Source organism: Paramesorhizobium deserti (genome assembly GCF_001558695.1).
Lineage (GTDB): Bacteria > Pseudomonadota > Alphaproteobacteria > Rhizobiales > Rhizobiaceae > Paramesorhizobium > Paramesorhizobium deserti.
Map to the genome: position 1 here is coordinate 337,563 of NZ_LNTU01000034.1, position 18,324 is coordinate 355,886.

22 protein-coding genes are annotated in these 18,324 nt (G+C 61.4%); 13 read left to right on the top strand and 9 right to left on the bottom strand.

All coding sequences use genetic code 11. The features are described from left to right. Nucleotides 1–3 precede the first annotated feature (3 nt). The gene (locus ATN84_RS17875) at nucleotides 4–186 is read right to left on the bottom strand and encodes a YdcH family protein (RefSeq protein ID WP_201026405.1); all 183 of its coding nucleotides are present in this window, start codon (nucleotides 184–186) and stop codon (nucleotides 4–6) included. A gap of 381 nt (nucleotides 187–567) precedes the next feature. Between ATN84_RS17875 and ATN84_RS17880 the strand changes: the two genes are divergently transcribed. The 5 genes from ATN84_RS17880 (at nucleotide 568) to ATN84_RS17900 (ending at nucleotide 3,499) form a co-directional block, all read left to right on the top strand. After that, entirely contained in the window at nucleotides 568–771 is a 204-nt protein-coding gene (locus tag ATN84_RS17880) for a YdcH family protein (protein ID WP_068883149.1), read from the top strand. Nucleotides 772–926: 155 nt separating this feature from the next. Continuing rightward, a complete protein-coding gene (gene purE / locus ATN84_RS17885; RefSeq protein ID WP_068883151.1) occupies nucleotides 927–1,424 on the top strand; it encodes a 5-(carboxyamino)imidazole ribonucleotide mutase in 498 nt (165 codons plus the stop codon). A gap of 2 nt (nucleotides 1,425–1,426) precedes the next feature. After that, nucleotides 1,427–2,500 (top strand): 5-(carboxyamino)imidazole ribonucleotide synthase, encoded by a 1,074-nt coding sequence (locus tag ATN84_RS17890; protein ID WP_068883153.1) that lies wholly within the window; start codon nucleotides 1,427–1,429, stop codon nucleotides 2,498–2,500. A gap of 141 nt (nucleotides 2,501–2,641) precedes the next feature. Continuing rightward, complete coding sequence (gene ykgO, locus ATN84_RS17895; protein WP_068883155.1) at nucleotides 2,642–2,767, top strand: type B 50S ribosomal protein L36; 126 nt, start codon at nucleotides 2,642–2,644, stop codon at nucleotides 2,765–2,767. A gap of 93 nt (nucleotides 2,768–2,860) precedes the next feature. Continuing rightward, entirely contained in the window at nucleotides 2,861–3,499 is a 639-nt protein-coding gene (locus ATN84_RS17900) for a tetratricopeptide repeat protein (protein WP_082766378.1), read from the top strand. A gap of 159 nt (nucleotides 3,500–3,658) precedes the next feature. On the opposite strand, the gene pyk is transcribed toward ATN84_RS17900, so the two are convergent. The 3 genes from pyk to ATN84_RS26980 all read right to left on the bottom strand — a co-directional run bounded on the left by pyk (nucleotide 3,659) and on the right by ATN84_RS26980 (nucleotide 5,819). Then, nucleotides 3,659–5,095, bottom strand: coding sequence for a pyruvate kinase (gene pyk, locus ATN84_RS17905; protein WP_068883159.1), 1,437 nt, complete (start codon nucleotides 5,093–5,095; stop codon nucleotides 3,659–3,661). Beyond that, nucleotides 5,092–5,508, bottom strand: a complete 417-nt coding sequence (locus ATN84_RS17910) for a DUF1036 domain-containing protein (protein WP_244491117.1) — start codon at nucleotides 5,506–5,508, stop codon at nucleotides 5,092–5,094. Before ATN84_RS17910 ends, pyk begins: the two co-directional genes overlap by 4 nt. Nucleotides 5,509–5,585: 77 nt before the next feature. Continuing rightward, nucleotides 5,586–5,819, bottom strand: coding sequence for a hypothetical protein (locus tag ATN84_RS26980; protein ID WP_153020284.1), 234 nt, complete (start codon nucleotides 5,817–5,819; stop codon nucleotides 5,586–5,588). On the opposite strand from ATN84_RS26980, the gene ATN84_RS17915 reads away from it, so the two are divergent. The 3 genes from ATN84_RS17915 to ATN84_RS17925 all read left to right on the top strand — a co-directional run bounded on the left by ATN84_RS17915 (nucleotide 5,818) and on the right by ATN84_RS17925 (nucleotide 7,316). Further along, a complete protein-coding gene (locus ATN84_RS17915; protein WP_068883163.1) occupies nucleotides 5,818–6,624 on the top strand; it encodes an N-formylglutamate amidohydrolase in 807 nt (268 codons plus the stop codon). The two genes, ATN84_RS26980 and ATN84_RS17915, sit on opposite strands and share 2 nt — an antisense overlap. Beyond that, on the top strand, nucleotides 6,621–6,926 hold the full coding sequence (locus tag ATN84_RS17920) for a DUF1244 domain-containing protein (RefSeq protein ID WP_068883165.1): 306 nt from the start codon (nucleotides 6,621–6,623) through the stop codon (nucleotides 6,924–6,926). Before ATN84_RS17915 ends, ATN84_RS17920 begins: the two co-directional genes overlap by 4 nt. 129 nt (nucleotides 6,927–7,055) lie before the next feature. After that, the gene (locus tag ATN84_RS17925) at nucleotides 7,056–7,316 is read left to right on the top strand and encodes a DUF2312 domain-containing protein (RefSeq protein ID WP_068883167.1); all 261 of its coding nucleotides are present in this window, start codon (nucleotides 7,056–7,058) and stop codon (nucleotides 7,314–7,316) included. Between the two features lie 309 nt (nucleotides 7,317–7,625). Here the strand turns inward: ATN84_RS17925 and ATN84_RS17930 are convergent, their stop codons facing one another. Then, entirely contained in the window at nucleotides 7,626–9,443 is a 1,818-nt protein-coding gene (locus ATN84_RS17930; RefSeq protein WP_068883169.1) for an ABC-F family ATP-binding cassette domain-containing protein, read from the bottom strand. Here ATN84_RS17930 and ATN84_RS27315 point away from each other — a divergent pair. Next, nucleotides 9,442–9,609, top strand: a complete 168-nt coding sequence (locus ATN84_RS27315; RefSeq protein WP_161939590.1) for a hypothetical protein — start codon at nucleotides 9,442–9,444, stop codon at nucleotides 9,607–9,609. The two genes, ATN84_RS17930 and ATN84_RS27315, sit on opposite strands and share 2 nt — an antisense overlap. Here ATN84_RS27315 and ATN84_RS17935 read toward each other — a convergent pair. Together ATN84_RS17935 and ATN84_RS17940 are read right to left on the bottom strand one after the other, a co-directional pair. Continuing rightward, a complete protein-coding gene (locus ATN84_RS17935) occupies nucleotides 9,588–9,866 on the bottom strand; it encodes a glycine zipper 2TM domain-containing protein (protein ID WP_068883171.1) in 279 nt (92 codons plus the stop codon). The two genes, ATN84_RS27315 and ATN84_RS17935, sit on opposite strands and share 22 nt — an antisense overlap. A 102-nt stretch (nucleotides 9,867–9,968) precedes the next feature. Beyond that, the gene (locus ATN84_RS17940) at nucleotides 9,969–10,601 is read right to left on the bottom strand and encodes a thiamine diphosphokinase (RefSeq protein ID WP_068883173.1); all 633 of its coding nucleotides are present in this window, start codon (nucleotides 10,599–10,601) and stop codon (nucleotides 9,969–9,971) included. Between the two features lie 364 nt (nucleotides 10,602–10,965). Between ATN84_RS17940 and thiB the strand changes: the two genes are divergently transcribed. The 4 genes from thiB (at nucleotide 10,966) to cdlP (ending at nucleotide 16,354) form a co-directional block, all read left to right on the top strand. Then, nucleotides 10,966–11,970 carry a thiamine ABC transporter substrate binding subunit gene (gene thiB / locus ATN84_RS17945; protein WP_068883175.1) on the top strand — a complete coding sequence of 335 codons (1,005 nt, stop codon included), beginning with the start codon at nucleotides 10,966–10,968 and terminating at the stop codon, nucleotides 11,968–11,970. A 312-nt stretch (nucleotides 11,971–12,282) separates the two neighbouring features. Further along, on the top strand, nucleotides 12,283–13,926 hold the full coding sequence (gene thiP, locus ATN84_RS17950) for a thiamine/thiamine pyrophosphate ABC transporter permease (protein WP_068883565.1): 1,644 nt from the start codon (nucleotides 12,283–12,285) through the stop codon (nucleotides 13,924–13,926). After that, nucleotides 13,923–14,651, top strand: coding sequence for a thiamine ABC transporter ATP-binding protein (gene thiQ, locus ATN84_RS17955; protein WP_068883177.1), 729 nt, complete (start codon nucleotides 13,923–13,925; stop codon nucleotides 14,649–14,651). The genes thiP and thiQ overlap by 4 nt, the downstream gene beginning before the upstream one ends. 224 nt (nucleotides 14,652–14,875) lie before the next feature. After that, nucleotides 14,876–16,354, top strand: a complete 1,479-nt coding sequence (gene cdlP, locus ATN84_RS17960; RefSeq protein WP_068883179.1) for a cell division protease CdlP — start codon at nucleotides 14,876–14,878, stop codon at nucleotides 16,352–16,354. Between the two features lie 56 nt (nucleotides 16,355–16,410). Here the strand turns inward: cdlP and ATN84_RS17965 are convergent, their stop codons facing one another. Together ATN84_RS17965 and ATN84_RS17970 are read right to left on the bottom strand one after the other, a co-directional pair. Next, nucleotides 16,411–17,334: an RNA polymerase factor sigma-32 gene (locus tag ATN84_RS17965; RefSeq protein WP_068883567.1), complete on the bottom strand. Its 924-nt coding sequence runs from the start codon at nucleotides 17,332–17,334 to the stop codon at nucleotides 16,411–16,413. A 266-nt stretch (nucleotides 17,335–17,600) separates the two neighbouring features. After that, a complete protein-coding gene (locus tag ATN84_RS17970) occupies nucleotides 17,601–18,176 on the bottom strand; it encodes a CarD family transcriptional regulator (RefSeq protein WP_068883181.1) in 576 nt (191 codons plus the stop codon). Between the last annotated feature and the right edge of the window lie 148 nt (nucleotides 18,177–18,324).

The window sequence follows — 18,324 nt, forward strand, 5'->3', positions numbered from 1 at the left end:
GGTTCAATGACGGGTAGCCTGTGATCTGAGCCTTTCAATCTGGTCCTTGAGCATGAGTTTCTTGCGCTTGAGATCGGCTATGCGAAGATTGTCCATTGCCGGACACGCCATCGCTTCGGTGATCTCTTGTTCGAGGGCACCGTGCTTTTTCTCCAGCGTTGCAAGATGGGACTCAATGGCCATGATTGCATCTCCTTCGGTTGTTTTCCTCATAAAGGCTTCAGGCCAGGGGCTCATAAATCCAATCGATAGACGACGATCGGCAAGGGCCGTGGAGCAGCCTATGCCTGTGGGGCTCCACAAACGCACACTCGAGCTGTAATCAGGCATTTTTCTGCCGCTTCAGGCATCATTCGATCAAATAAACGAGAGCCTAGACCTAACCCTGTCGAAGAATTCGTGACAGAGTGATGACAGTTTGCCACGACTTTGTCCGGGAGTCGAATTCGGAATAGTAGCATTTTCTCTCGCGCAAAAATATGATATGGGCTCCGCCCGGAGTCGAGACGCGATCCTCGCGCTTTTCTGGGCGATCCCAAAGCAGATAATCAGAACGGGACAAACCGCATGTCCGATCAGGAACAGGCAGAGATACGACTGGCTGTCGCACGTTTGAAACAGGAACACGCGGATTTCGACGCTGCCATCAACGCCATGATCCAGGTGGGCTGTGACCAATTGCGCATCCAGCGCATGAAGAAGAAGAAGCTGATCATCAAGGACAAGCTCCAGGAATTGGAAGACAAGGTCATTCCCGATATCATCGCTTGAGCCGGACAACAGCCGCGGCCTTGCCTTGCGGGCTTCCTGCTTTTCGGCTAAGTGCCCCCAAGTCGTGAACTCATATCGAATGGCGCCGGAAACGGCGAAACAAGCGTTCGATCCCTTATGAGTTTGCGATCTGGAACAGCGAAGGGGAATTGGCGATGGCCGAAGCATCCGCCGAAGTTGCGATCATCATGGGCAGCCAGTCGGACTGGCCAACGATGCGCCATGCCGCAGAGACGCTTGAAGCCCTCGGCATTTCCCACGACGCACGGATCATTTCGGCCCATCGCACGCCGGACCGCCTCGTCGCCTTCGCCAAGGGCGCCAAGGCCGAAGGCTTCAAGGTGATCATCGCGGGTGCGGGAGGTGCTGCCCATCTTCCCGGAATGACAGCCTCGATGACGCCGCTTCCGGTCTTCGGCGTGCCGGTGCAGTCAAAAGCCCTTTCCGGCCAGGATTCGCTTCTCTCCATCGTGCAGATGCCCGCCGGCATTCCCGTCGGCACGCTCGCCATCGGCCGTTCCGGCGCGGTCAATGCCGCGCTGCTCGCCGCTTCCGTCCTGGCGCTTTCCGATCCAACGCTCGCCGAGCGTCTCGATGCCTGGCGGGCAAAACAGAGCGCCGCAATTGCCGAACGTCCCTCGGACGAGGCGTGACCATGCTGCGCCCCGGATCGACGATCGGCATCATCGGCGGCGGCCAGCTCGGCAGGATGCTTGCCGTAGCGGCGGCGAGACTTGGCTTCCACACCGTCATTCTGGAGCCGCAGGCCGGCTGCCCAGCCTCGCAGGTGGCCAACCGGCAGATCGCCGCTCCCTATGACGATGAGAATGCACTGGCCGAGCTTGCACAGGCTTGTGACGTCATTACCTATGAATTCGAGAATGTCCCCGTCGAGGCGGCGCAGAAGCTCGCCGAGGAAAAGCTGGTCTATCCGCCTCCCATCGCGCTGGAGGTCTCGCAGGACCGCTTCCGCGAAAAGGCATTCCTCAACGACTGCGGGATTGAAACAGCGCCTTGGCATCTGGTCAACGATACAGAAAGCCTGGTGGCGGGGCTCGCTTTGTTCAATGGCAAGGCCATCCTGAAGACGCGTCGTCTCGGCTATGACGGCAAAGGGCAGGCGCGCTTTCGCGGCGACGGCAGCGACGATGTCGCCGGCGCCCTCGCCTCCATCGGCAATGCGCCCGCCATCCTCGAAGGGTTCGTCGCCTTCGAGCGCGAGGTCTCTGTCATCGCCGCGCGCGATCGCGAGGGCAATGTCCGCACCTATGACATTGCCGAGAACGTCCATTCCAACGGTATCCTCGCCACCTCCACCGTGCCCGCCGCCATTTCCCCGGCGACCGCCGAAAAAGCGCGCGAAGCGGCCGAAAAGCTGTTGAACGCGCTCGATTATGTCGGCGTCCTGGGCCTCGAATTCTTCGTACTCGCTGATGGCACGCTGCTTGCCAACGAATTTGCGCCGCGCGTCCACAATTCTGGCCACTGGACGGAAGCCGCCTGCGCCATATCGCAGTTCGAGCAGCACATCCGCGCCATATCAGGCCTGCCGCTCGGCGATACCGCCCGCCACAGCGATTGCGTGATGGAGAATCTGATCGGCGACGATATAGCCCGCGTGCCGGAGCTTCTGAAGGAGCCCGCCGCCGTGGTCCATCTCTATGGCAAGGCGGAAGCGCGCCCCGGCCGCAAGATGGGCCATGTCACCCGGCTGAAAGCCAACAAATAGAGTCGGTTATCGCGCAACTTTTGCCGGACGGGAGTTGACAATCGCCCCATTCCTTGGCTATTTCGCGCCAACCTTTTACGGCGTGCCTTGGGCGCGCCTTCATTGATGCCCGGCGACGGGCCAACCAGACCGGTGACTGACATGAAGATCAAGAACTCGCTCAAAGCGCTCAAGGGCCGTCATCGCGACAACCGCATGGTTCGCCGCAAGGGCCGCATCTACATCATCAACAAGACCGCCCCGCGCTTCAAGGCGCGCCAAGGTTAAGGTCGGTTTGTGTGGAAGCGGATGTTCATCCGCTTCACAAAGCGCATCTCACTTAAATTTGCAATTGACGTTTCGCTGTGCGGGTCTACCCTTATGCACATGCGAAACGTTTTTGCTGTTCTCACACTGCTCGCATTTCCCGCCGCCTCGGCGGCAATGCCTGTTGCGGCCATGGCGCAGCAGGAACAAACGCCTGCGGCACCCTCCCCTGTAAACCTGCCTGAGAGCGGAGCGACCGTTGCCGAAAAACGCACGGCCGAACTGGACAAGCTCTTTCTCGAATTGCGTAAAGCGCATAACGAGGCCAAGGCGAAACGCATCGCCAGCCAGATATACGGCGTGTGGAACCAGTCGGGCAGCGCCACCATCGACCTGATGATGGAATGGGCGAATGCCGCGATCCGTGAAAAGAAATATCCGGTGGCGATGGATTTCCTCAACGAGGTCATCGTTCTCAATCCGGATTATGCCGAAGGCTGGAACCGCCGCGCCACGCTCTTTTTCCTGATGAACGACTATGGCGGCGCCATGCGTGACATCAACAAGGCGCTGCAGCTGGAGCCACGGCATTTCGCGGCCCTGGCGGGCATGGGCTCCATCCTGAAGGAAATGGGGCGCAAGGAGATGGCCCTGCGCGCCTATGAGCGCGCCCTTGCTGTCTATCCCATGATGCGCGAAGCGCAGAAGGAGGTCGGTGAGATCGCCGATGAACTCGCCGGCACGCGTACCTGAAAGCCGTTCGCCGCCGTTTCTTCTCCCCAGGCAGATGATACCCCCATCCGGGCTTCGGACCACCTTGTCCTCCTGTGAGAGAAGGTGGTCCGAAGCCCGGATGGGGGTGGTTGTGGAGCAAGCCGCCTCAATGACGGCGATGCGAGCGAAATCCGTAGATCAGATCCCCGTCAGCCCGTCCGTGCCAATATAGGCGATGCGCAGCATGTTGGTGGCGCCGGGAGTACGCAGCGGTACGCCGGCGGTGATGATCACGCGGTCGCCCGGCTTGGCGAAGCCCTCGCGGAAGGCGATGTTGCAGGCCCGGTCGACCATGTCGTCCAGATCGCGCGCATCCTCGGTGACGACGCAATGCAGCCCCCAGACGATCGAGAGCCGGCGTGCCGTCTCGACGATCGGCGAAAGCGTGATGATCGGCGTCTGCGGGCGCTCGCGGGCCGCGCGCAGCCCTGTCGTCCCCGAGGCCGTATAAGTGATGATCGCCGAAAGCCGGAGCGTTTCCGCGATTTGACGCGCCGCGAGCGAAATCGCGTCGGCGCCGGTTGCCTCGGGTTCCGAGCGCTGCGCATAGATGATGCCGGGATAGGTCGGATCGCGCTCCACCTTCTCGGCGATCCGCGCCATGGTGGCGACGGCCTCGACCGGATATTGGCCAGCCGCCGATTCCGCCGACAGCATGATCGCATCCGCGCCCTCGAACACGGCGGTTGCAACGTCGGACACTTCGGCGCGGGTCGGCACCGGCGCGGTGATCATGGATTCCAGCATCTGCGTGGCCACGACCACCGGCTTTCCGGCGCGACGGGCAGCACGCGTGATCTGTTTCTGGATGCCGGGAACGGCTTCCAGGGGCATTTCCACGCCGAGATCGCCGCGCGCCACCATCAGCGCATCGGAGAGTTCGATAATTTCATCGAGGCGGGCGACCGCCTGAGGCTTTTCGATCTTGGAAAGAAGGCCGACGCGGCCGCGTGCGATCTTGCGCACCTCCGCCAGATCTTCCGGGCGCTGGATGAAGGAAAGCGCCACCCAGTCGATCTCCTCCTGCAGCACGGCATCGAGATCCTTGCGATCTTTCTCGGTCAAGGCGCTGACGCCGAGCGTCGTATCGGGAAGGCTGACGCCCTTGCGGTCGGAAATGCCGGTGCCGGAAACCACGCGCGTGCGTACCGACTTGCCGTCGGCGGCTTCGGCGACCAGCGTCAAGCGACCGTCATCGATCAGCAGGCGATGCCCCGGCTCGACCGACTGCAGGATCTCCGGATGCGGCAGGAAAACACGGGTATTGTCGCCGGGCACATCCTGATCGTCTAGCGTGAAGGTCTGGCCGGGCGTCAGGCTGACCTTGGTATCCTTGAATTTGCCGACGCGCAGCTTCGGCCCTTGCAGGTCGGCAAGTATGCCGATGGGCCGGCCCAATTCCCGCTCCACGTTGCGGATGCGGCGGACGAGCGAGCGCATCAGATCATGGTCGGCATGGCTCATATTGATGCGGAAAACATCCGCCCCGGCCTCGAAGAGCTTACGGATCGTCGCTTCTTCGGAGGATGCCGGTCCCAGCGTTGCCAGAATTTTGACCTTGCGGCTGCGTCTCATGGATTGTTTGTTCCTGTCACTGTCGGATTTTCGGGCGGCGCCTCATCGGTCAGCTGGACCATCCAGCTCGATTGCTCACCCGTGTCGTATTCCTGAAAGCCGGCGCGCTGGAACCCGCGCGCAAAACAGTCGTTGACGCCGGCGATCTTGAATTCCTTTTCAGCGACGCACATGTTGACCGGGCCGTCCCAGCGCCCGCCGCCTTCGGCATCCTCCGCATAGAGGTAATAGTAGCGCTGGGAGAGCGGCCCTTCGATCAGCGTCTTGCAGCTCGAGCCATTGATGTGCCACCAGCCCTCGGTGACCCATCCCGTCTTGGCGCGATAGCCGATGGCGACGCCCACCAGATTCTGCGTCGAATTGCAGACGCGGAAATCGGCACGGGCCTCGGCCGCCATGAACAGCATGCCCATCGCGAAAATGCTAAGAAAAACCAGGGGGTGTTTAGAGCGCATCCGCCGAAACCTTTCAGCGCACATGTGCGGGTCTGTCACGCTTGAAAATCCCATTTTTGTTGCCCTCTTTTCGGCAGTTTCGCAGGTGATGTCAACGCGCCGGGACGACTGTTGAGCGAGAAAAGGCCAACCACAGGAAATTTCATCGAGGCTCCTTGCTGACTTGCGAAATCTCCACCGCTCCTGATGGCAAAAGAATGGCGGTTGCAATCCGCCCGCCCGCATGAGAGACCGAAATCTCCCCGCAGGAACCACGGACCCGCCTTCATGCAGTTTTCACCTGTGCATCATGTCGAGGGAGACTATAGCCTCGGCCTGCTCCTGATCGCCGACCACGCCAAACGCGACCTTCCGCCGGAATATGGCTCGCTTGGGCTCGCGGCAGAACAATTTGAACGGCATATCGCCTATGATATCGGCGTCGAGAACCTGACCCGCGACATCGCCCGGCGTCTGGGTACTCCGGCGGTCCTCGGCGGCTTTTCCCGCCTGCTCATCGATCCCAATCGCGGCGAGGATGATCCGACGCTGATCATGCGGCTTTCGGACGGCGCGGTGATACCGGGCAACCATCCGCTGAGCGAAGCCGAACGCGAAAAGCGCCTGAACCTCTATTACCGCCCCTATGATGCGGCCGTGGCGGGTGCGATAAGCAGGATCGTTGCGGCGACGGGAAAGCCGCCGCTGGTCGTCTCGATCCACTCCTTCACACCGTTCTGGAAGACAAAGGAGCGGCCATGGCATATCAGCCTGCTCTGGGACAGCGATCCGCGCGCCGTCAAACCGCTCTTGGACATGCTGCGCGCCGACCCCGCACTCGTGGTGGGCGACAACGAGCCTTATGACGGCGCGCTGCGCAACGACACGATGTTCCGCCATTGCGTCGTCACCGGCTATGCCCATGCATTGATCGAGGTGCGGCAGGACCTGATCCGGGATGCGGCGGGTGCCGAAAGCTGGGCGGAAAGGCTGGCGCCGATGCTTGCAGCCGTGAATGCCCTGCCCGATATTCACGAGATCCAGCATTTCGGTTCGCGAACCGGCCCCATTATGGAAAAGGAGGAAGCGGCATGAGAGAGTTGAGCCAACAACAGCGCCTCGAATTCGAGGCGGCTGCCTTCCGCACCCTGATAGAGCATCTGCGCAGCCGCAGCGACGTGCAGAACATCGACCTGATGAACCTCGCCGGCTTCTGCCGCAACTGCCTTGCCAACTGGTATCGGGATGCGGCCGATGCCGCCGGCGTCGACCTTTCCAAGGAGGAGGCACGCGAGATCATCTACGGCATGCCCTATGAGGAATGGCGCGCCAAGCACCAGACCGAAGCGTCGGAAGCGCAGAAAGCCGCTTTCGAAACCGGCAAGCCGTCGCATTGAAACCATTCGTTTCCGGATGACGCGCTCTCCGGTCTTGACCATCCGTACCGGGTCGGGCATCGAATTGCCCCGACCTTGGCCAGCGAGTCGCAGGCCTGTCCCTTCCCCACCAATCTGGAGAACGAATCCGTGGACGACATCACAAGCGATACCGCACAAACCGTAGCCGTCGGACAGTTGCGTGCTTTCATCGAGCGCATCGAGCGTCTCGAGGAAGAAAAGAAGACCATTTCCGAGGACATCAAGGAAGTCTACGCGGAATTGAAGGGCACCGGCTTCGACACCAAGGCCGTGCGCTCCATTATTCGTCTGCGCAAGAAGGAAGAGCACGAGCGCCAGGAAGAAGAGGCGATCATCCAGCTCTACAAGGATGCGCTTGGCATGAGCTGACTTCCACGGGTTCTCCTTGGGCTTGCCCCGAGGATCCACGGTTAGTGTTTGTCAGAACCAGCTTGAAGCGGTGTCCGTCTGGCCGTCATTCTCGGGCTTGTCCCGAGAATCTACTGCAGCCTGATCTGTCAGGACGGTGATCATTCTCTTTTTTCTTATGGTAGATTCTCGGGACAAGCCCGAGAATGACGGCGGGATAATGAGCCGCGTTCTGCTAGCGTAAACCGTGGCGGACTCTAAGGAGCAGAAAGGGGCCTGTCACCCGCCTCGTATTCGGGAGAACGGGCTCCCCTCGTGCCAAAGCCGCGCCTACCCCTCCATCTCCTCACGCAGCATCTCCAGCTCCAGCCATTCTTCTTCCATGGCCGCATGTGCTTCCCGTTTTTTCTCCAGTTCCCCGGCGGTTTTGGCGAAAAGATCGGGATTCTTGGCATAAAGCTCGGGATCGGCGAGCTTTTTCTCCAGCGCGGCGATCTCAGCGGCCAGCGCCTCGATCTTGCCGGGCAGCGTCTCCAGCGCGAATTTCTGCTTGTAGGAGAGCTTGCGCTTTTCCTCGCGTTTCGGCTCAGGCGCGGCGGTTTCGGCTTGTGACGAACCACGAGAGCCGGACGCCTTGACCTCGCGCTTGGTCAACGCCATCTCGCGCCGCTGCGCCATCATGTCCGCATAGCCGCCGGCATATTCGAGCCAGCGTCCGTCGCCCTCCGGCGCGATCACCGATGTCACCGTACGGTCGAGAAAATCGCGGTCGTGGCTCACCAGGATGACCGTTCCGGCAAAGCCGGTCACCAGCTCCTGCAGAAGGTCGAGCGTTTCCATGTCGAGATCGTTGGTCGGCTCGTCGAGGATCAGGAGGTTCGCCGGACGCGCCAGCACGCGCGCCAGCATCAGCCGCGCCTTCTCGCCGCCCGACAACTCGCGAATCGGCGTGCGCGCCTGCTCCGGCTGGAACAGGAAGTCCTTCATATAGGAGACGACATGGCGCTGCTCGCCATTGACGACGACATTTTCGCCGCGCCCGTCGGTCAGGTAATGCGCCAGCGTCTCATCCGGATTGAGGCTCTCGCGCTTCTGGTCGAGCACGGCCATCTCCAGATTGACGCCGAGCCTTAAAGTCCCCTCATCGGGAGGAAGCATTCCCGTCAGCATGGAGAGAAGCGTGGTTTTGCCCGCGCCGTTGGGGCCCACCAGCCCAACGCGGTCGCCCCGCATGATCCGGGTGGAAAAATCCTTGACCAGCACACGCCCGTCATAGGATTTGGCCAATCCCTTGGCCTCGATGACCAGCTTGCCCGATTCCTTGCTGTCGCTCGCCGCAAGAACGGCTGTGCCTTGCGCGCGGCGATGTGTGCGGAACTCATTGCGCATTGCCTGCAATTCGCCAAGGCGGCGCATGTTGCGCTTGCGCCGCGCCGTCACGCCATAGCGCAGCCAGTGCTCCTCGCGCACGATCTGGCGGCCCAGCTTGTGCAGGTCGCGCTCTTCCTCCTCCAGGATCTTGTCACGCCATTCCTCGAAATGGCCGAAGCCCTGCTCCAGCCGGCGCGTTACGCCGCGATCGAGCCAGATGGTCGAGCGGCTGACATTTTCGAGAAACCGGCGATCGTGCGAGATGACCACGAGAGCGGAGCGGATCTGGCGCAGCTCATCCTCCAGCCATTCGATGGTGGTGAGGTCGAGATGGTTGGTCGGTTCGTCGAGAAGCAGGATATCGGGCTGCGGCGCGAGCACCCGCGCCAGCGCCGCGCGCCGCGCCTCGCCACCCGAAAGCTGACCCGGCTTTTCCTGGCCGGTCAGCCCGAGATGCTCAAGCAGATAGGTCACGCGATAGGGATCGTCCGCAGGCCCCAGCCCCGCTTCCACATAGGCATGGACATCGGCAAAGCCGTCCATATCAGGGGCTTGCGCCAGATAGCGGATGGTCGCGCCGGGATGACGAAACACCTCGCCCGAGGTCGGCTCGACAATCCCCGCAGCGATCTTGAGCAGCGTCGACTTGCCGGAGCCGTTCCGCCCGACGAGCGCAATTCGTTCGCCCTCGCCAACGGAAAGGGCGGCATCCTCCAGAAGCGGCGTGCCGCCGAAGGTGAGCTTTATCTGGTCGAGACGAAGAAGCGGAGGAGCCATGGCATTCAGGGTCGGTATCGTTGCTGGAAAGAGATCGAACGCGCTTGTCCGCGAGAATGGTTCCCATGTCAAATGGGTAGAAAGCGCCCAAAACAAAACAGGCCGGAAAATTTCCGGCCTGTCGTCGTTTGATATCGCGGATGCTTATTGGCAGGGCGCTTCGTAAACGCGGCCATACGGATCGCGGTAACGGCAGTATCCCTGGCGCGACGTCGAAGCACCAAGCAGGGTGCCTGCCACCGCACCGATGGCGGCGCCCGTCAATGCACCACGGCTGTTGCCGCTGATGGCACCGCCGGCCAAGCCGCCGAGCGCAGCACCGCCCACGCCGTATCCGGCGGTGCGCTGTTCAGCGGTGGTGCAGGCGGCTGTCGAAAGAGCCAGCAGTCCGCTGACTGCGATCATTGAAAGATGTTTTTTCATGGAGATTTCTCCCGTTAAGAATCAAATGCGGCCAACGTTGCGTCCCCAATGCGGCAAGACAAGGTGGCACCATCTTGTTGAATTTACAATAGCCTTGTCCGCTCATCCTTCCAGAGCGGCGACAAGAACGCCGCATCCCGAACGCAGAAAAACCCCCAGAGTTCCCCGGACGACATTAGAAACCGTGAGTGAAGAACCAAACGGAACCTTCACATTATCTAACGGCCATTCCGCACTTGTGATCGTCAGTCCCTGAAGTTCAGTGAAGCCGATGAGGCTGAAAAGCGTCCCGTCGGGCAGATCAGGCGCATGCGTTCCCGGCAGGATAGGCCAGGCTTCTTCCGTACCGCTCGAAAGCAGGATATCGCGGCCCATGGCCGCCTGCGCCGTGGCCATGGTCAAATGCAGCATGGTGTGGTCGGTGCGCATGCCGCCGAAAGCGCCGCACAGGATGACGCTGGTCGCACCCAGGGCGAACGCCTCGCTCAAGGCAAGTTCCCCGTCGGTCATATCCTTGGCGCGGGGAAAGCTGCGGCGCGGCACATGTTCATAACGCCGCGCCAGGGCAGGCGAGGTCGAATCAAAGTCGCCAAGCCACAATTCCGGCTCGATGCCAAGCGGCCCGGCATGGCGCATGCCGCTGTCGGCGGCGAGCACCCGCGCGCCGGCGATCTGCCGTTTCAGCCTGTCGGTTACCGTCAGATGCCCGCCGAGGAGGATGACGAATTTGCTCATGCGCGGCTCTTATCACGCGCCTTGCCTGGCGGAAAAGCCCCGGCACGCTTGCGGTCGTAACTTGCGTCAATTATTGTTGATTCCGCTCTAACGGGGTGCCGGAAACCGGCTGAGAGGCCCCGATGCGCTGAGATTCAGGTCAGAGCGTGGTGAGAAGGGTGTTTTTCGAGAACCGGAGCGCAGTGTACTCCAGTACATAAGCACCGGAAGCGCAGAAAAACGCCATTCGCAGCCCGCCGTCACCTGAATATCAATGCATCGGCCAACCCGCAGAACCTGATCCGGTTGATACCGGCGGAGGGATTAGACGCTGCCTTCTACCGGCGCTCGATCCTTTTGACCATGAACGACAAAGGAAACGCCGATGAGGCCTATTAAACTTCTCGCCCTCTCCGCAGCCGCACTGCTCGGCCTCGCCGCCCCGGCGGCGGCAAAGGACACGCTCACCATCTATACCTATGAGAGCTTCACCGCCGACTGGGGACCGGGACCCAAGGTCAAGGAGAACTTCGAGAAGGAATGCGATTGCACGGTCGAGTGGGTATCTGCGGCGGATGGCGTGGCGCTGCTCAACCGCTTGAAGCTGGAAGGCGCGACTACCCAAGCCGATATCGTGCTTGGCCTCGACACCAATCTGATCACGGAAGCAAAGCAGAGCGGCCTGTTTGCCCCGCACGGCATCGACACATCGAACGAGACCGTTCCTGGCGGCTTCAAGGACGATACTTTCGTGCCTTACGACTACGGCTATTTCGCCGTGGTCTATGACAGCGATAAGCTCACCGATCCGCCGAAGAGCATGAAGGAGCTGGTGGAGGGCGACGCATCGCAGAAGATCGTTATCGAGGATCCGCGCACCTCGACGCCGGGCCTCGGCCTCCTGCTCTGGATCAAGGCGATCTATGGCGACAATGCCGCGGATGCCTGGGGCAAGCTGAAGGACCGTGTGCTGACGGTGACGCCGGGCTGGTCGGAAGCCTACGGCCTGTTCACCCGGGGAGAGGCGCCGATGGTGCTCTCCTACACCACCTCGCCCGCCTATCACATCGTCGTCGACAAGGAAGACCGCTACAAGGCGGCGTCCTTCTCGGAGGGCCATTACCTGCAGATCGAGCTCGCCGGCATCACCAAGAACGGCGCAGGGAAGCCGCTCTCCGCGAAATTCCTTGAGTTCATGACCGGCCCCGGCTTTCAGGACGTCATCCCCGAAACCAACTGGATGTTCCCGGCCGGCAAGACCTCGAAACCGCTCGATCCCGCCTTCGATACCCTGGTGAAGCCCACAAAAACCCTGATGCTGCCGCCGGACGAGGTGGCGAAGAACCGCAAGGCATGGGTCGATGAATGGCTCGCGGCGATGAGCAGGTAGGGTAGGCGTTTAACGGATAATGGCTGTTTCTCACCCCCCTCTGCCCTGCCGGGCATCTCCCCTTCCTCCAGTCGTCATCCTCGGGCTTGACCCGAGGATCCACGGCAAGGGAGCACAAAACTTCCCGCCACGAGAGCGCATTCCCGCAAGCGAGCGCAGTTCAATAGCTCGCTTGCTATATTACGATCCCGTCACGGATGATAATATCGCTTCCTCCTCTTTTTCCATGGATCCTCGGGTCAAGCCCGAGGATGACGACTGGAGGAAGGGGAGATGCCCGGCAGGGCAGAGGGGGGCGCTGTCCCGCAACGCATGTCGTTGATCCCCCGAACAACCTTCCCCGCAAAACCCCTCGCAGGCGCTATCGCCCTTGCCTTCCTGGCACTGCTCGCCGGTGGCGCATTATTCTCACTCGCCTTCGAAGCCTCTCGCGACGAGAGCGGCGCTTTTGCCGCTTTCGATGCCTATCTCTGGCGGGTGGCCCGTTTTACGCTTCTTCAGGCGTTGCTTTCGACACTCTTATCCGTCGGCCTCGCCCTCCCCGTGGCCCGTGCGCTCCATGCACATCAGCATTTCATCGGCCGCGCCTTCATCCTCAGGCTTTTCGCCCTGCCGCTCGCGCTGCCTGCCCTCGTCGCGGTGCTCGGCATCACCAGCATCTATGGCCGCGCCGGCTTCATCGCCAAAACCGCGCACTATTTCGATTTCGGCTTCACCCCTGACATTTACGGCCTGACCGGCATCCTCCTGGCGCATGTCTTCTTCAATCTGCCGCTCGCAGTGCGCCTGCTGCTCGCCGGGCTCGATTCCATTCCCCCTGACTATTGGAAACTCTCGGCCCAGCTCGGCATGGGCAGCGGGAGCCGTTTCCGCCTTATCGAATGGCCTGCCATCGCCCGTAGCCTCCCCGGCATCATGGGCCTTGTCTTCATGCTCTGCGTCACCTCCTTCACCATCGTGCTGACGCTCGGCGGCGGCCCGCGCGCCACGACGCTGGAGGTGGCGATCTACCAGGCCCTGCATTATGATTTCGATATCGGCCGGGCCGTTGCCCTGACACTTACCCAATTGGCGCTGACGCTCGCCATCCTCTTCCTGTTCCGCCTTACCGGCAGACCGACCGAAGAAGGATTCTCGCTTGCCATCACCACGCGCCGTTATGAAAAGCTCAGGCCCGGCGAGCGGCTCATCGACCTTTCCGTGATCCTTCTCGCCTTCCTCTTCGTCGCCCTGCCGATTGCCGGCATGGTCATCTCGGGCCTCGTCGCCGATTTCGGCAGGTTGTTTAGCGAACGTTCCGTTTGGCGCGCGATAGCCACCAGCCTTATCCTGGGCGGGGCGGCCGCGCTTCTCTCCGTCATCCTTTCGCTCGCCCTCGTCGCCGCCCGCGAGGCGGTGGCATCAGGCAGGAAGATGGGCAGAAAGCAATCCTTCTTCGAACGCGGGCTCGATACCGGCGCGAGCCTCATCCTCGTCGTGCCGCCGATCATCATCGGCGCGGGCTGGTTCATCCTGCTGCGCCATTTCGCCGATCCGTTCGATTTCGCGCCCTGGATGGTGATATCGGTCAATGCCGCCATGGCTATGCCCTTTGCCGTGCGGCTCCTGCGCCCGACATGGGATACGGAGAGCGCCAGGCACAACCGGCTCTGCGCCCAGCTCGGTATATCGGGCTGGACGCGCCTGCGGCTCGTCGACTGGCCGGTGCTGCGCCGTCCCTTAAGCGTCGCCTTCGCCTTCGCCATGGCCCTCTCGCTCGGCGATCTCGGCACTATCGCGCTTTTCGGCAGCGACGCGGTGCAGACCCTGCCCTATCTCCTGTTGCAGCGTATGGGCAGCTATCGCACATTGGATGCAGCGGGGCTGGCGTTGATTCTGGGGGTTCTGAGCCTCGGGCTGATGATGCTGGCCGACCGCGGATCGCAAGCCAGCCCGCGCAAAGAAGAGAGGCCATGACCGGCAAGAAAGGTGGAGCGGAAGTCACGCTCGAGGAGATCCGCTTCAGCTATGGCGAGATGCGGATGCATTTCGACCTGGACGTGCCCGCCTCGCAGATCGCCGCCATCATCGGCCCCAGCGGCTCCGGCAAGTCGACGCTTCTCAATCTGATCGCCGGCTTCGAGATGCCGCAGGCCGGCAAGGTTCTCATTGGCGGCGTCGATGTCACGCGGCTCCCGCCGGCGGAACGGCCGGTTTCAATGGTTTTTCAGGAAAACAATCTCTTTGCCCATCTCGACGTCGAAGCGAATATCGGGCTGGGCCGCTCGCCGAAACTGAAGCTGACCGCCGCCGATCGCGCGGCTATCGCCGACGCCATCGCCCGCGTCGGCCTCACCGGCAAGGAAAAGCGCAAGCCCGAAACGCTTTCGGGCGGCGAAAGACAGCGCGTGGCGATTGCCCGCGCGCTCGTCCGCAATCGCCCCGTCCTGCTGCTCGACGAGGCCTTCGCCTCGCTCGGGCCGGCGCTGCGCGTCCAGATGCTCGATCTCGTGAAGGCGCTGCACGCGGAGACGGCAATGACAGTGCTGATGGTCACGCACCATCCGGAAGATGCACTGCATATGGATAGCCTGCTGTTTTTCCTGGAAAATGGTATGATTGCCGCAAGCGGCAACGCAAAAGACCTGCTCTCGGAGACTGGTCCGGAAGCGCTGAAGCGCTATATGGGCACCACCGCATGATCTTGTAACGGATGAATTCGGCAGTAACGCTGCGTTCTTTTGGACGCATATGCGGCAGATTTGACATATTTTGCCCCTAATCGGCGGCAAGAAGCTGCATCGGCCACCAACCGCTCTTGTGCGCTGCACGCTCTCTGCTAGCGTGAGGAGAGCAAAGGCGGCACACGAGGAATCACGGCGAGGACACGATTCTGAATTCGCAGTCGGAACCAGCATGCGCAACAATGCGCCACACGAAACGATTGCTGTCGCCAGGAACCATTCCGGGCATGTTTCTGCTCGTCCTTCTGTCGGCCTGCCAGTCGCTTGATCTCAGCAAGCAGGAGGCCGCGCTCGGCCCCTCCGCCAATCCCGTCACCGTCGACAACGTCACCCGCAATGACCGGCTGGCCAAGCTCGGTGCCCAGCAGCACCCCCGCATCCTCGCGACTTACGGCGGTGAATATAAGGATCCGAAGCTCGAGCGCATGGTCGCCAAGATCGTCGGCAAGCTGACGCTCGTTTCGGAAAATCCGAACCAGACTTATCGCATCACCATCCTCAACTCGCCCAATATCAACGCCTTCGCTTTGCCTGGCGGCTATGTCTACGTCACCCGTGGGCTCCTGGCGCTTGCTAATGATTCCGCCGAGGTCGCCGCCGTCATTGCCCATGAGATGGCGCATGTCACCGCCAATCACGGCATCCAGCGCCAGCAGAAGGAGGCGGAAGCCGCCATTACTGGCCGTGTCGTCTCCGAGGTGCTGCATGACGACATTGCGGGGCGCGAGGCGCTCTTGCGCGGCAAGCTGCGGCTTGCCCAATTCTCGCGCAACCAGGAGCTCCAGGCGGATGCCGTCGGCATAAAGTCGATCGGCGAAGCAGGCTATGATCCCTTCGCCTCTGCCCGTTTCCTGCAATCCATGGAAGCCTATACAAGCTTCCGCTCGGTTTCCGGCGCCACCGATGCCAGCCTCGACTTCCTGGCGACGCATCCGGCAACGCCGCAGCGCATCGAGCTTGCCATGGGGCACGCGCGCAGGATCGGCGCGCCGGGTGTCGGCACCACCGACCGCGACGCTTTTCTCAACGGTATCGACGGCATCCTCTACGGCGACACGCCGGACGAAGGCTATGTGCGCGGCCGCACTTTCCTCCACCCCAAACTGGGCGTGACCTTCACCGTTCCCACCGGCTTCAGCATCGACAATTCGGCCAATGCGGTGATGGCGACCGGGCCGGGCGAAATAGCGATAAGGTTCGATGGTGCGCAGCTCGCCAGCGGTTCGAGCCTCACCGATTATATCAAGAGCGGATGGGTGTCGGGGCTCGATGAATCGACGGTCCGCCCGACGATGCTCAACGGCATGCCGGCGGCAACGGCCCGCGCCAGCGCTGACCGGTGGCAATTCGATATCCTGGTCGTCAGCGCCGGCGAGAAGGTCTATCGTTTCCTGACGGCCGCACCGAAGGGAAGCTCGGCTCTCCTGCCGACCTCACAGGCCGTTACCCGGAGCTTCAGGGTCCTGTCGCCCGCGGAACAGGCGGCGATCAAGCCCTTGCGTATTCGTGTGGTGACCGTGAAGCCGGGAGAAACCATCGGAACGCTGGCGGCGAGGATGCAGGGCACCGACCGCAAGCTCGACCTCTTCCGCCTGCTCAATGCTCTCCCGCCAGGCGGTGCCGTTTCAGTCGGCGACCGGGTGAAGATAATTAGTGAGTAGTGAGATAGGGAATAGGAAAGTAAGGTACTATCTCCCTACTCCCTATCTCACTAGAGTCACGCCTGATAAGCCGAAAGCTCGTGCTTGCTCAACAGTGCGGCTTTCAATTTTTCCAGCGCGCGGCTCTCGATCTGGCGCACGCGTTCCTTTGATATGCCGAGACGCACGCCCAACGCTTCCAGCGTCGCGCCTTCATCGTCGAGGCGACGTTCGCGTATGATGTGCAGTTCGCGCTCGTTGAGTACTGTCAGCGCCTGCATCAGCCAGGATGATCGCCGCTCCGAGTCGATCGCGCCTTCCACGATTTCATCCTGCAGCGGGTTCTCATCGACAAGAAAATCCATCCTCTCGGCATTGCCGCTCTCATCCGATGAAATCGGCGTGCTGAGCGAACTGTCGGGTCCTGAAAGCCTGAAATCCATCAGCTCGACATCCGCCGTCGGCACGCCGAGACGAATGGAAATGCGATGATAGATATCCGCCTGTGATAAGGCTTCGTCTCCCTGGACGAGCCGGGCGCGCAGCCGGCGCAGATTGAAAAAGAGCGCCTTCTGCGTCGAACTGGTGCCGCCCCGCACGATCGACCAGTTGCGAAGGATGTAATCCTGCATTGCCGCCCTGATCCACCAGGTCGCATAGGTGGAAAATCGCACCTCGCGCTCCGGCTCGAAACGGACTGCCGCCTCCAGCAGCCCGACATGCCCTTCCTGGATGAGATCGCTCATCGGCAGATCGAACTTGCGGAACCTCGCCGCCATGGAGATCACCAGCCGCATATGTGCGGAGGTTATGCGGTGCAGCGCCTCCTGGTCCCGCTCGTCCCGCCACCGGATCGCCAGTTCCCGTTCCTCGTCCCGCTCCAGATAGGGTGCGGTCATGGCGCTACGCATCATCGATTGGCTCAGGGAGGACGCCCCGGAGGATGATCGTCCAGGCGATGATTTGAGAGCGGGGGAGCGGCTTTCGGCGATCTGCTTCATATCGTTCTCCTGAATCTGGCCGGCGGCGGCCATGGAGATTTCAGACAAAAAGAAAATGGCCGAGGAAGCTCTGGCCATCGTGCAAACGCACGAAAGCCCCCAGCGGTTCCGCAATTCTGCGCAATTCATATGCCGACGCGCGTCCTTTAGGGTCGCTGTACGCTTCGGAAGCTCCGCATTCGCTCGGGACGGGAAACATAAAGGCCCCCAAAACAAAAAGCCCGGCGGATGCCGGGCTTTTTTAGGTAAATGCGAGAAACGCGCTGTTACGCCGCTTCCGCCTCGTCTTCCTCGATCTCGGCTTCGGCCTTGGCGCCACGCTTCGGCCCCTTGGCAAGATTGATCTCGATCAGGCGGACAGCCTCGGTTTCCGACATCTTGTTGACGGCAGCGATTTCACGCGCCATGCGGTCAAGTGCAGCCTCATAAAGCTGACGCTCGGAATAGGACTGCTCGGGCTGGTTCTCGGCGCGGTAGAGATCGCGCACCACTTCCGAAATGGCGATCAGGTCGCCGGAATTGATCTTCGCGTCATATTCCTGCGCGCGGCGCGACCACATGGTGCGCTTGATGCGGGCGCGGCCCTGCACGACCTTCAGCGCACGATCGACATAATCCGTCTCGGACAGCTTGCGCATGCCGATAGTCGACGCCTTGGCGACCGGCACCTTGAGGCGCATCTTGTCCTTCTGGAAGTCGATTACGAAAAGTTCAAGCTTGTGGCCCGCCACTTCCTGCTCTTCGATAGCCACAATCTGGCCGACGCCGTGCGCGGGGTAAACGATATATTCGTTCGTCTTGAAACCCTGACGCGTCGCGGGCTTTTTCTGCTGGGATGTCATACGCTTCATTACTCCCTGTTGTGCCCGGCGGCCCCCGCCGGTTGACACATGGTAAGCCGGCGGCCCGAGAATGCGGGACAGCCGGTCTGCCGACTCTTTCCTGAAAAGCGAAAATCATGAAAGCGCGACATCTTCCCCGGAGAAGGAC

Excerpts from the sequence above, each read along its gene's own strand:
- ATN84_RS17880 (WP_068883149.1), top strand. The coding sequence starts at position 568 with ATGTCCGATCAGGAACAGGCAGAGATACGACTGGCTGTCGCACGTTTG.
- purE (WP_068883151.1), top strand. The coding sequence starts at position 927 with ATGGCCGAAGCATCCGCCGAAGTTGCGATCATCATGGGCAGCCAGTCG.
- ATN84_RS17890 (WP_068883153.1), top strand. The coding sequence starts at position 1,427 with ATGCTGCGCCCCGGATCGACGATCGGCATCATCGGCGGCGGCCAGCTC.
- ykgO (WP_068883155.1), top strand. The coding sequence starts at position 2,642 with ATGAAGATCAAGAACTCGCTCAAAGCGCTCAAGGGCCGTCATCGCGAC.
- ATN84_RS17900 (WP_082766378.1), top strand. The coding sequence starts at position 2,861 with ATGCACATGCGAAACGTTTTTGCTGTTCTCACACTGCTCGCATTTCCC.
- pyk (WP_068883159.1), bottom strand. The coding sequence starts at position 5,095 with ATGAGACGCAGCCGCAAGGTCAAAATTCTGGCAACGCTGGGACCGGCA.
- ATN84_RS17910 (WP_244491117.1), bottom strand. The coding sequence starts at position 5,508 with ATGGGCATGCTGTTCATGGCGGCCGAGGCCCGTGCCGATTTCCGCGTC.
- ATN84_RS17915 (WP_068883163.1), top strand. The coding sequence starts at position 5,818 with ATGCAGTTTTCACCTGTGCATCATGTCGAGGGAGACTATAGCCTCGGC.
- ATN84_RS26980 (WP_153020284.1), bottom strand. The coding sequence starts at position 5,819 with ATGAAGGCGGGTCCGTGGTTCCTGCGGGGAGATTTCGGTCTCTCATGC.
- ATN84_RS17920 (WP_068883165.1), top strand. The coding sequence starts at position 6,621 with ATGAGAGAGTTGAGCCAACAACAGCGCCTCGAATTCGAGGCGGCTGCC.
- ATN84_RS27315 (WP_161939590.1), top strand. The coding sequence starts at position 9,442 with ATGGCATTCAGGGTCGGTATCGTTGCTGGAAAGAGATCGAACGCGCTT.
- ATN84_RS17930 (WP_068883169.1), bottom strand. The coding sequence starts at position 9,443 with ATGGCTCCTCCGCTTCTTCGTCTCGACCAGATAAAGCTCACCTTCGGC.
- ATN84_RS17935 (WP_068883171.1), bottom strand. The coding sequence starts at position 9,866 with ATGAAAAAACATCTTTCAATGATCGCAGTCAGCGGACTGCTGGCTCTT.
- ATN84_RS17940 (WP_068883173.1), bottom strand. The coding sequence starts at position 10,601 with ATGAGCAAATTCGTCATCCTCCTCGGCGGGCATCTGACGGTAACCGAC.
- thiB (WP_068883175.1), top strand. The coding sequence starts at position 10,966 with ATGAGGCCTATTAAACTTCTCGCCCTCTCCGCAGCCGCACTGCTCGGC.
- thiP (WP_068883565.1), top strand. The coding sequence starts at position 12,283 with ATGTCGTTGATCCCCCGAACAACCTTCCCCGCAAAACCCCTCGCAGGC.
- thiQ (WP_068883177.1), top strand. The coding sequence starts at position 13,923 with ATGACCGGCAAGAAAGGTGGAGCGGAAGTCACGCTCGAGGAGATCCGC.
- cdlP (WP_068883179.1), top strand. The coding sequence starts at position 14,876 with ATGCGCCACACGAAACGATTGCTGTCGCCAGGAACCATTCCGGGCATG.
- ATN84_RS17965 (WP_068883567.1), bottom strand. The coding sequence starts at position 17,334 with ATGAAGCAGATCGCCGAAAGCCGCTCCCCCGCTCTCAAATCATCGCCT.
- ATN84_RS17970 (WP_068883181.1), bottom strand. The coding sequence starts at position 18,176 with ATGACATCCCAGCAGAAAAAGCCCGCGACGCGTCAGGGTTTCAAGACG.